Raw genomic sequence first — 10,080 nt, forward strand, 5'->3', positions numbered from 1 at the left:
TTCGAGAATCGGGGAAGCGGCCGACGGATCTTTATTGGCCGTTTCCTTCTTTTCATTCAGGAAGGAGCGAACGTCATGAGCGGCGTCACGACCCGGGAACGGGCCGACGGACCGGGCAAAACGGCAAGTCTGTTGAAGGCGTATTGGAAAAACCGTTATTTGTTTTACATGCTGTTCCCGTGCCTGATCTTTTTTTTCGTGTTCAAATATTTGCCGATGTACGGCATTATTCTCGCATTTAAAGACTATCGGATCGTGGACGGCATTTTCGGCAGCCCGTGGAACGGATTGGACAACTTTCGCGAGCTGTTCTCGGGCCGGGATTTCCCGCGCGCGTTCCGGAACACGATTATATTGAGCCTGTACAAGCTCGTATTCGGCTTTCCGGCACCGATCGTTCTGGCCCTGCTGTTGAACGAGCTTCGCGTCATCGTATTCAAAAAAATCGTCCAGACGCTGAGCTATTTGCCGCACTTCCTGTCCTGGGTCGTGCTGGCCGGCGTCTTTATGGAGATCTTTTCGCCGACTCGCGGAGTCGTCAATTATTTCATTTCGTCGCTCGGGCTCGAGCCGATTTTTTTCTTCGGCGATCAGTCCTGGTTTCGGACGCTGCTTGTCGGAACCGAAGTTTGGAAAGGCGTAGGCTGGGGGTCGATCATTTACTTGGCGGCGCTCTCCAACGTGGACCCGTCCTTATACGAGGCGGCGGTCGTCGACGGGGCGAGCCGCTGGAAGCAAACGCTGCATATTACGCTTCCTTCGCTCGTTCCGGTTATTACGATCATGTTCATCTTCGCCGTCGGCGGCATCATTTCGGACGATTTCGATCAAATCTTCAACTTTTACAACGAATCCGTCTACGAAGTGGGCGACGTGCTCAGCACGTATACGTATCGGCTCGGGATCAAGGAGATGGAGTACGGCCTCGCGACGGCGTCGGGCTTATTTACGACCGTGATCGCTTTCGCGCTCATCCTGATCACCAATTTGATCGTGAAACGGTTCAGCGATTACGGAATCTGGTAAGGAGGAAGCCCGGACATGACCATGACCGTCGGCAAAAAGTCGGCATTGGAACGAACGTTCGACCTGTTCAACGTCGTCCTGTTATCGTTGTTCGCCTTTTCGGCCGTCTATCCGTTCATTAACGTCATCGTCGTTTCGTTCAGCACCCCGGCCGCCGCCAATCAATACGGCCTGAAGCTGTGGCCGAAGGAGACGACGCTGGAGGCGTACAAAATCGTCTTTTCCAACAAAATGATATGGACCGGTTACGGCAATACGCTGTTCCGGACGGTGCTCGGGACGGCCATGAACGTGCTGTTTACCGTTCTTTGCGCGTATCCGCTGGCCAAACGGCATTTGCCGAACCGAAACGGTTATACGTCGTTTATCGTGTTCACGATGTTTTTCAGCGGCGGGCTTATCCCGAACTACTTGTTGATCAAAGAGCTCGGCCTGCTCGACAATCGGATGTCGCTCATTCTGCCCGGATTGATCGCGGCGTTCACGATGATCATCGTACGCAACTTTTTCATGTCGCTGCCGGAAGAAATCGAGGAATCCGCCAAAATCGACGGTGCGCACGACATCCGCATCCTGTTCTTTATCGTGCTCCCCGTTTCGATGCCGATCGTCGCGACGATTTCGCTCTGGTATGCGGTCTCGCATTGGAACGCCTGGTTCGACTCGCTGTTGTACATTCAGTCCCCCGACAAGGCGGTGCTAGGCAACGTATTGCGCAAAATTATTATCGAAGGCTCGCCGCAATTTCAGGAATACGATAATTACGATCCGTCCAAGCCGCAAAACCTGGTGACGCCGGACATTATCCGGGCCGCCACGATCATGGTGGCGACCGCGCCGATTTTGTGCGTGTATCCGTTTATTCAAAAATATTTCGTAAAAGGCGTTATGATGGGATCGCTGAAAGGGTAAACCCCGAAAGCGGGGAGAGCCGGAAACGCTCGGCCGGTCGCCGCCGACATTTGGCAGACATAACGGACAACGGGGACGGAATAGGATGTGGCGATGCGCTGCGCTGCGAAAAGCGGAGGGGGAGGTTGTCGAAGCATGAGGGGTTACGTACCTCGGGAAATGATTCGGAAGCAGCTTCGCTGGGAATGGGTTCATACGAACTTGTATCGCATATTGGAACGGGACAACCCGTTTCCGAACTTGCGTCCGACGATCGCCGGACTTGCCCTGGCTCAAGAACGGCAAATCCGCGAGCTCGAAAAGCTGGCCGGCGCGCACGGCGTCGATATGCCGACCGGACGCGCCAGGGTGCAGTACCGTCCGTTTGCGGACGCCGTCGACGAGCTGCTGGACCGGGAATACCAATTGCTGCACGAGTACGAGAGCCTGAAGGATTATTTTTTGTCGGGAACGCCGTACGTTCCGGGCTTGCATTCGCTTGTCGACAGTCAGACGGAACAAGTGAATGCGCTCATGCAGTTGAAGCAGGCGGTGCAGGCGGGCAAGCGGCGCCAAAGCGAGGAAGCGAAGCCGGATTACATATTGGAGCCGGGCTTTCGTCTCGAGCGGGTCGCCTCCGGATTGACGTTCCCGACGGAGATCGCTTTCGATGACCAAGGAAACCGGTATGTGACGGAATCGGGATACGCGTACGGCACCCCGCCCGGAAAAGGCAGGGTGCTGCGAATTGAAGAGGGCGGCTCGACGACCGAGGTGGCAGGCGGCTTCGGCGGGCCCGTTACCGGAATCGTATGGCGAAACGGTGACTTTTACGTGGCGGAGGGCGCGATCGGCGAGGAGCACGGAAAAGGCTGCGGTCAAATTACGAAGGTTTACGCCGACGGCCGCCGCGAGACGATCGTTACCGGACTTCGGACATGCGGCGACCATTTTACGGGCGACGTGGAGGTCGGACCCGACGGCAGGCTGTATTTTTCCGTCGGAACCGCCACCAATTCCGCCGTAATCGGCACGGATAACGCCGCCTGGCTGAAGCTTCATCCGGGATTTCACGACGTACCCGCCGCCGATACCGTGTTGAACGGCATAAATTTCATTTCGCCGAATCCGCTGTCCGAGCAGCGGGAACCGGTCGTGACCGGCGCATACAAGCCAGTCGGCGTGCCGAGCCGCGACGGGGAAACGATCGGCGGCAGCTTGCTTGCAAACGGCGTCATCTACAGCTGCAATCCGGACGGCAGCGATTTGCGCGTGGTCGCGCACGGACTGCGCAATCCGTTCGGTCTCAAATTTTCGCCGTTCAACGGAAACATGTACATTACGGATAACGGGGCGGACCCCCGGGGAAGCCGGCAAATTCGGCAGGACTGGGACAACTTTTGGGAAATCGCTCCGGGCGGCTGGTACGGGTTTCCGGACTTTTTCAGCGGACTGCCCGCAACGCAGCCCCATTTCCATATGTACGATCAGGCGAAGCCTACGTTTTTGCTGAAACGCCACCCCGAGCTCGCCGGTCAGCCGCTCGTCCGGTTTCAGCCGCACAGCGCTTCGCACAAATTCGATTTTTGTACGAACGAGGCGTTCGGCCGGCCTGGCGACATTTACGTCGCGCAGCTGGGCGCCAGCCGCTCCGAGCCGGGGGAGAAGCTGACCGGGTACAAGGTCGTCCGCGCCGATCCGGCAACGGGCCAAATATTCGATTTTCTGGTCAACCGGAAAGGGGAGACGAACACGGCAGGCCCGATTCGCCCCGTCGCGGCCAAATTCGGCCCGCGCGGCGACGAGCTGTACGTGGTCGATTTCGGCATGCTGTCGAAGCCGCAGCCCGGTACCGGCAGCTTGTGGCGCATCGTCCGGAGCCGATAGCATTTGTTCTCGATGGCGGGCGGTGCGGCGACCGTTACAAACGGGAAAACGGCAACGGCTGCTTCCGACGAAATGAGCGACCCGGCAATTCGGCAATCGAGAAGAAGCTTCGTCGCATGTTACGCGGTATAATGGACGAAGTACATCGAAACGGGAACGCCGCGAACGTATCCCGCCATGCCGAAGGGGGCTGCGAACTCATGAAGCTGTCCGGTCAGCAGCAGGTGCTCGACTATTTGAACAAGCTGGACCATCCTTTAAAACAAGAAATCGAAGCGGTGCGAAACGTCATTTTAAGCGCCGACAATTCGATTACGGAGCATATCAAATGGAATGCGCCGAGCTTTTGCCATAACGGCGACGACCGGATCACGTTTCATTTGCGGGGGGCCGGACCGATCCGGCTCGTCTTTCATTGCGGGGCCAAGGCGAAGAAACGGCAGGGGCAGGGGCGTTTGTTCGAAGACGGGACGGGGCTTCTGGACTGGGTGACCGACGATCGCGCGACCGTCGTCTTCGCCGATATGGCCGACGTGGAAGCGAAGAAGGATCAGCTTGCTGTAGTGGTGGCGAAATGGCTGGAAGCGGCGGCCGTATAATCGACTTGCGATGCGCGGCAGGAAATGGCGGCCGTCATTCGTACCCGATACGACCGCCGGGTTCCGATTCCGCGGATATGACCGAATGCAGCCAGGACGTTACCCGTTCGTAACCACTCCGCCGGTCACGTGAATGAACTGCCCGGATACGTACGAGGAGTCGTCGGAAGCCAAATAAACGTAAGCGGGCGCGACTTCGTAGGGCTGCCCCGCGCGCTTCATCGGCGTTTTGGCGCCCCAGCCGGCGACTTGCTCCGCCGGGAACGATGCCGGTATGAGCGGCGTCCATATCGTCCCGGGGACGACGCCGTTGACGCGAATGCCTCTGCCGTGCAGCGATTTGGACAACGAACGGGTAAAGGCGACGATCGCCCCTTTCGTCGCGGAATAATCGATCAGCTGTTCGTTGCCTTCGTAGGCGGTAAGCGAAGCGGCGTTAATGATCGTTCCGCCGCGCTTCATGTGGGGCAACGCCGCTTTGGTCAAATGGAACACGGAGTAGAAGTTCGTTCGGAACGTACGCTCCATTTGTTCGGCCGTAATGTTTTCCAGGCGGCTTTGGACATGCTGCTCGGCCGCGTTGTTGACCAGGATATCGAGCTTGCCGAAATGCCGGATCGTCTGCTCTACGACGCCGGCACAAAACGATTCGCTGCCGATATCGCCGGCGATCGACAGGCAGCGTCTTCCTTTTTGTTCCACGACCTGCTTCGTCAGCTCCGCGTCTTCATGCTCGTTCAAATAGACGATGGCGACGTCGGCGCCCTCCTTGGCGAAAGCGATCGCGATTGCGCGGCCTTGTCCGCTGTCACCTCCGGTTACGATCGCCGCCCTGTCCTTCAGTTTTCCGCTGCCGATGTAATTCGGATTATCGAAAACCGGCTTCGGGCTCATGAGCGATTCGATCCCGGGCTGACGTTCCTGACTTTGCTGCGGATACGGGGGAACCGGGCGAAGCGCCGGATCCGTCGGATTCGGATGCTGCGTTGTCGTCGTTGTCATCGATCGTTCTCCTTATGTTGGAATAAAATCGGGATGCGGGACCTGCGCGGTCTGCACGTCCAGCAATACCGGCTTGTCGCCGTCCCGCGCGGCAAGCAGCGCGTCCTCCAGTTGACCGACCGTCGCGATGCGAACTCCGTTCCAGCCGCACGCTTTCGCGACTTGAACGAAATCCGGATTCGAGATCGCGACGCCTTCCGGCCGAAGCCCCTTCATCCGCATTTTGTCATGCTCCATCTGCAAGGTGCCGTTATTGAACACGACGACGATAATCGGAAGCTTATACCGCGCGGCCGTAATCAGGTCGGCGAGCACCATCCCGAGTCCGCCGTCCCCCGTCAAACAAACGACCTGCCGCCCCGGAAAGCAAAATTTCGCAGCCATCGCCGCCGGCAAACCGAATCCCATCGTCCGCCATCGGTCGGACAGCACGATTTCATGGCGCTTCGCCCGGAAGCCCCGCAAAAACCATAACGTCAAATCGCCTTCATCCAAGGCGACGATCGCGTCCTCAGAGATGAATCGCTCCACGGCTCGAACGATCGAGGCGGGGTGAAGCGGGGTCGCGACGACATTCCGCTCTTTTTCGTTTTGCTCGGCAAACGACCGCCTGCACTGCTCCACCTGCCGGATCCATTGCGCATTCGGCTCGTACCCGTTCAAGCCTTCAAGCCATTGCCGCAAAACGTCCGCCGGGTGACCGACGATTCCGATGTCGTAAACGGAAGGAGCCGCCCGGTCCGGACGATCCGTCAGCCGAATGACCAGCGCGCGATCCGAAACGAGCTCGTCCGGCCACGCCGCCGTTTCCACAGCCAAAACGACGTCCGCTTCCCGGTACAGCTCCGGCAAAAATGGATTGCCGCCTTCGCCGAGTCCGTTCACAAGCAGCGGATGCGAATCCGGCACGAGGCCTGCCGCCCCGTAGCCGTACGCGACGGCGCTGCCCCATCGGTCCGCCAATTGCCCGATAAGCTCCCGGGCGGGTCGCGCCCCGCTTCCCGCAGCCAGGAACGGCCGCTTCGCCGACCGCATGGCCAGCAAAGCGCGCCGCAAATCGTTCCGATCGGAGGCCGGAGCCGGCACAAGGATAGGCCCTTGCGTCGGCGCCGCCGTCGGCATGCCGAACACGTCGGACGGGACCGACAGATGCGAGACGGTGCGATGAATCGACGATACGGTCATCGCCTGCGTTAACGATTCGATTGCCGCGTCCGGATGTGCGACCATTTGGGTGTAAGACGACACGGCCTGCATCAATTGCTGCTGATTGATGAACTGCTTGTAGGGCGTGCCGATTTTGTTCAACGGCGCTTGCCCGGTTATGGCGAGCACCGGGGCATGATCCAAATAGGCGTCGCCCAATCCGGTAACGAGATTGGTCAGACCGGGTCCCGCCTGCGCCATGCAGACGGCGATCCGTCCCGTCAGCTTCGCCTCCGCCGAAGCCATCATCGCGGCAGCGGATTCGTGCTTGACCGAGACGAACTCGATCGTTTTTTGCCCGGCCAAAGCGTCCATCAGTCCGAATATGGCGTCTCCCGCGACGCCGTATATTCGTTTCGCTCCCCAAAGCTCGAGCTGCTCCGCGATCGCTTGGGCGACCGATCGGGGAGCGGGCGGACGGCGAGCTGCCGATCGATCGGAGCCGGGAATATTCGCGGCCTGCATCGTGGTCATGTGTCGATCCTTTCCCATTCGCATTTCCTTTAGTATGGCAAATCGAACCTACGATTATTTGCAGCCGAACAAGACGCCGACGACGAGCGGGGGAGCCGTTATCCCGCTGCGGCCCGCATTTCCGCGTACTGCCGATATGCATATTCGTCCGCGCACGCTTCGACCGGTAGACTGCGGTAATTCGCGGACCGTCGTACCGCGCCGGCCAGCGCGTCCCGATACGCCGCCAAATCGCCGCTCCGTCGAAAATCGGCCAGCGCATCGATCAAATGGTAGCATTCATGAAAAAAAATAAAATAAGGCAGCGCGCTTTTGCCCAGCTCGTATGCGGACAAAACGTCGCGTTCGTCCGCCGTCAGGAACCGGTCGTAAGGGATTTGAATATATATCGTCGCTCTCGTGCACTTTCGATCGATGCGAACGGAGCCCCCGTAAAACGGCCCCCACGATAAACGAAGCGAGCAGCGGATGCGAATCGGAAGCCGGCGGGACATCAGCTCCATTTGGCGCAGCAGCCGTTTCCGCCATACGCGCAGCCGTCCCGTTCGCCATTTTCGGCGGATCCTCCAGGTTTGAACCATCGCGCTCCCTCCTTTGCTTCCACCGTATATCGCAAAAGCGGGCGAAACAACGGCAAAATACAGGAAAAATGCGTTCCGTTCGACCCGCACGAGCAATTGGCACAAATTGGATTCGAATAACGAGCGTGCGCGTACAAATACTAATCCGGTACTTCAAAAAAATAACCGATTTTTGAAGGGAGCTTTGGCATGCCGGAAAACGAAAATGAAGTATTCGCCCCCGTCAAGATGAACAACGACCCGTACGACAGCCGCATGATCGCGGAAGACGGCGCCGATCCGATCGAAAGCGAAGAGGAAGACGCCATGGCCGCCATTAAAGGACATATCGAAAAACAAGATCTGGAAGGCCAATGAATCCGGAGGAGCCCATCTTATGAACAAACCGACGAAACCATCGACCAACCGGCAGCTTGAGCGAAACGATCGTCCCGATGGCGCGGCGAACGAAACCGATATTCGGCTCGAAGGTCCGGTTCATGCAAAGCATAATCGCAAGCTGGACAATTCCAAGATCGAAGTGAAATAAACCGAACGGCGAGGAAGAGGCATGACCATGTCGCATAACTGCTATTATTGCGAAAAAGAATCGGCCCCGGTGCACAGCATAACCGTATACGCCGAAGACGGCACTGAAGATCGGCTGGAGCTGCTGTGCAGCGAATGCTACGAGGAATGGCTGCTGGAGCAAAAAGGGTGACAATCCGGTTCGCGGCGTTCCGCAACCGAAAGAAGGAGACGATCGACGATGGCAAAAAGCAGACAGCATCAGGAAGCGCACGGCATCGGCCAAATCGCCGAGCAGCTGGAGCAGCAAGCGGAAGCGGCCGAGCAAATTCAGGGCGGGAGCGAAGCGGATCGTCGCGTGATCGCCGCCAGCCGGGAGCAGGATTCGGAAACCGAAGACGGCTTCGAGGCTTAATCCGCCCGGCTCTCGGACGAGTCCTGACATTAAGTTCCGGGTACGAAAAAAGACGGCGCCTCGCCGTCTTTTTTAGCGAGTGGAGCCTTTCGTCTGACGTCCGGCGTATCCTTATGCTGCCGGGTCGGAGAAATCGAACGAACGGGAAAACCTCCAGCTAACTCGCTCACCTAGTGGCGTCGTTCCGAATTACCGGGAGAAGCTCCGGTTAAAAATGGCGTTGTGTCGGCGAAAAGCACGCTATGAACGAATGTAGCGGGACAATTTCCCGTTGTTTTGTCCGGGAACGGGAAATCTATCGAAATTAGCGGGAGCATTTCCAGTTCGCTTCCCGCTCCGCTGCCGTTTCGACGGGCAAAAGTATCGGATTGCGCAGAAAAAACCGTCGGTTCTGACGGTTTTTTCTCTTATCTACATTTAACTTCGCTAAAGCACTAAGCGAACGAGCGACATACTTTGCCAAGAACAAGCTACGCTAAAACAAGGATGTACTCGTTAAGACACCCATGCCGGAGCGAAGTGCGGCTATCTGTTCCGGAGACGGTGTCCGAACCCGAACCCGAACCCGTACCCGTAACCGAACCCGAACCCGTACCCATAACCGAACCCGAACCCGTACCCGTACCCGTAACCGTAACCGTGTCCCTATGGCCAACGTCGGGGACTTATTTCTTTTGTTTCTCTACAGTAGTACGTTTATGGCAGCCGCGGCAACCGGGCGGACCCGATCGGTGGCTAACGAACTTTACGATGCTTATGGGCGGAAAAACGATCGTTCTTCAAGGCTAACGAATCTGTGCATCATTATTGAGCTGAAACATGAAGAAAACGATCCGATTTGCGGGAAATAACGTTACTGGGGTTCATTACAAATCCAAACCGCCGCATTGGCTCCGATAACGATCACTCGGTTCGTAAGCCGCATGTTTGAAACTAGAGGAGGCAATGCAGAAGGCGCCTCGCGGAAGCTCAAAAGGAGCAGGGAAGCCGAAACGTTTACGGACGTCTTTGGAGTCGTGTTGTAGCCCTAAGATCGAATCTAGTCAAAAACGCGACTTCACCGGCGGCCGGAGTCCAAGCTTCGTTCCCTCCGAAAGATCAAGCGCAACGGTTTGCACGCCAAAGAACCGTCCGGACGTTTTCCGGACGGCTTTTCATAAGCATACTGAAGATCAAGCCTGATGGCACCCAATTGGATCGGCTGCTCCCTATACGAGCCGATCGGGCAAACGAATGAACCTAAGTATCGTATTAGTGAACTTGAGTGCGCTGTTTTTGCGGTTTTTGCCCGTTTCTCTAAAATACTGACCACCATTTTATTAATGCGGAGTCCAAGTTCACTAATAATAAAAAAGGGCTCCCTATTGGTCTTACCCCCGTCAAGTAGACAGTAAAAAAAGAGGTTAATTTATACGGCGATCGCCATTCGGTACTCAACCGGAGAGCGGTCGCCGAGTTTTTTCTGAAAGCGTTCATGGTTATAAAACTCTAT

Annotated in this window: 12 protein-coding genes; 8 read left to right on the forward strand and 4 right to left on the reverse strand. The window is 57.1% G+C overall.

The window, feature by feature from the left end; all coding sequences use genetic code 11:
- Positions 1-75: 75 nt before the first annotated feature.
- The 4 genes from PV407_RS18990 to PV407_RS19005 all read left to right on the forward strand — a co-directional run bounded on the left by PV407_RS18990 (position 76) and on the right by PV407_RS19005 (position 4,403).
- Complete coding sequence (locus tag PV407_RS18990; RefSeq protein WP_332091538.1) at positions 76-1,026, forward strand: ABC transporter permease; 951 nt, start codon at positions 76-78, stop codon at positions 1,024-1,026.
- 15 nt (positions 1,027-1,041) lie between these two features.
- Entirely contained in the window at positions 1,042-1,938 is an 897-nt protein-coding gene (locus PV407_RS18995) for a carbohydrate ABC transporter permease (protein ID WP_332091539.1), read from the forward strand.
- A gap of 135 nt (positions 1,939-2,073) precedes the next feature.
- A complete protein-coding gene (locus tag PV407_RS19000) occupies positions 2,074-3,804 on the forward strand; it encodes a PQQ-dependent sugar dehydrogenase (protein ID WP_332091540.1) in 1,731 nt (576 codons plus the stop codon).
- Between the two features lie 200 nt (positions 3,805-4,004).
- Positions 4,005-4,403 (forward strand): DUF1801 domain-containing protein, encoded by a 399-nt coding sequence (locus tag PV407_RS19005; RefSeq protein ID WP_332091541.1) that lies wholly within the window; start codon positions 4,005-4,007, stop codon positions 4,401-4,403.
- Positions 4,404-4,502: 99 nt separating this feature from the next.
- Here the strand turns inward: PV407_RS19005 and PV407_RS19010 are convergent, their stop codons facing one another.
- The 3 genes from PV407_RS19010 to PV407_RS19020 all read right to left on the reverse strand — a co-directional run bounded on the left by PV407_RS19010 (position 4,503) and on the right by PV407_RS19020 (position 7,666).
- Complete coding sequence (locus PV407_RS19010) at positions 4,503-5,405, reverse strand: SDR family oxidoreductase (protein ID WP_332091542.1); 903 nt, start codon at positions 5,403-5,405, stop codon at positions 4,503-4,505.
- Positions 5,406-5,417: 12 nt separating this feature from the next.
- Positions 5,418-7,085 (reverse strand): thiamine pyrophosphate-binding protein, encoded by a 1,668-nt coding sequence (locus PV407_RS19015; RefSeq protein WP_332091543.1) that lies wholly within the window; start codon positions 7,083-7,085, stop codon positions 5,418-5,420.
- 98 nt (positions 7,086-7,183) lie between these two features.
- A complete protein-coding gene (locus PV407_RS19020; RefSeq protein ID WP_332091544.1) occupies positions 7,184-7,666 on the reverse strand; it encodes a hypothetical protein in 483 nt (160 codons plus the stop codon).
- A gap of 189 nt (positions 7,667-7,855) precedes the next feature.
- On the opposite strand from PV407_RS19020, the gene PV407_RS19025 reads away from it, so the two are divergent.
- Genes PV407_RS19025 through PV407_RS19040 form a run of 4 tightly spaced genes read left to right on the forward strand, consistent with a single transcriptional unit; the run spans position 7,856 to position 8,588 of the window.
- Positions 7,856-8,023, forward strand: a complete 168-nt coding sequence (locus PV407_RS19025; protein ID WP_332091545.1) for a hypothetical protein — start codon at positions 7,856-7,858, stop codon at positions 8,021-8,023.
- A gap of 19 nt (positions 8,024-8,042) precedes the next feature.
- Positions 8,043-8,195, forward strand: coding sequence for a hypothetical protein (locus PV407_RS19030; protein WP_332091546.1), 153 nt, complete (start codon positions 8,043-8,045; stop codon positions 8,193-8,195).
- Between the two features lie 21 nt (positions 8,196-8,216).
- Positions 8,217-8,366 (forward strand): hypothetical protein, encoded by a 150-nt coding sequence (locus tag PV407_RS19035; RefSeq protein WP_332091547.1) that lies wholly within the window; start codon positions 8,217-8,219, stop codon positions 8,364-8,366.
- A 48-nt stretch (positions 8,367-8,414) separates the two neighbouring features.
- Complete coding sequence (locus PV407_RS19040; RefSeq protein ID WP_332091549.1) at positions 8,415-8,588, forward strand: hypothetical protein; 174 nt, start codon at positions 8,415-8,417, stop codon at positions 8,586-8,588.
- Positions 8,589-9,996: 1,408 nt separating this feature from the next.
- Here the strand turns inward: PV407_RS19040 and PV407_RS29595 are convergent.
- Complete coding sequence (locus PV407_RS29595) at positions 9,997-10,080, reverse strand: IS3 family transposase (RefSeq protein WP_442951681.1); 84 nt, start codon at positions 10,078-10,080, stop codon at positions 9,997-9,999.

It is taken from the genome of Paenibacillus sp. GYB003, assembly GCF_036577625.1.
Taxonomy (GTDB): Bacteria; Bacillota; Bacilli; order Paenibacillales; family NBRC-103111; genus Paenibacillus_AB.

Excerpts from the sequence above, each read along its gene's own strand:
- PV407_RS19025 (WP_332091545.1), top strand. The coding sequence starts at position 7,856 with ATGCCGGAAAACGAAAATGAAGTATTCGCCCCCGTCAAGATGAACAAC.
- PV407_RS19035 (WP_332091547.1), top strand. The coding sequence starts at position 8,217 with ATGACCATGTCGCATAACTGCTATTATTGCGAAAAAGAATCGGCCCCG.
- PV407_RS18995 (WP_332091539.1), top strand. The coding sequence starts at position 1,042 with ATGACCATGACCGTCGGCAAAAAGTCGGCATTGGAACGAACGTTCGAC.
- PV407_RS18990 (WP_332091538.1), top strand. The coding sequence starts at position 76 with ATGAGCGGCGTCACGACCCGGGAACGGGCCGACGGACCGGGCAAAACG.
- PV407_RS19040 (WP_332091549.1), top strand. The coding sequence starts at position 8,415 with ATGGCAAAAAGCAGACAGCATCAGGAAGCGCACGGCATCGGCCAAATC.
- PV407_RS19015 (WP_332091543.1), bottom strand. The coding sequence starts at position 7,085 with ATGACCACGATGCAGGCCGCGAATATTCCCGGCTCCGATCGATCGGCA.
- PV407_RS19000 (WP_332091540.1), top strand. The coding sequence starts at position 2,074 with ATGAGGGGTTACGTACCTCGGGAAATGATTCGGAAGCAGCTTCGCTGG.
- PV407_RS19005 (WP_332091541.1), top strand. The coding sequence starts at position 4,005 with ATGAAGCTGTCCGGTCAGCAGCAGGTGCTCGACTATTTGAACAAGCTG.
- PV407_RS19020 (WP_332091544.1), bottom strand. The coding sequence starts at position 7,666 with ATGGTTCAAACCTGGAGGATCCGCCGAAAATGGCGAACGGGACGGCTG.
- PV407_RS19030 (WP_332091546.1), top strand. The coding sequence starts at position 8,043 with ATGAACAAACCGACGAAACCATCGACCAACCGGCAGCTTGAGCGAAAC.
- PV407_RS19010 (WP_332091542.1), bottom strand. The coding sequence starts at position 5,405 with ATGACAACGACGACAACGCAGCATCCGAATCCGACGGATCCGGCGCTT.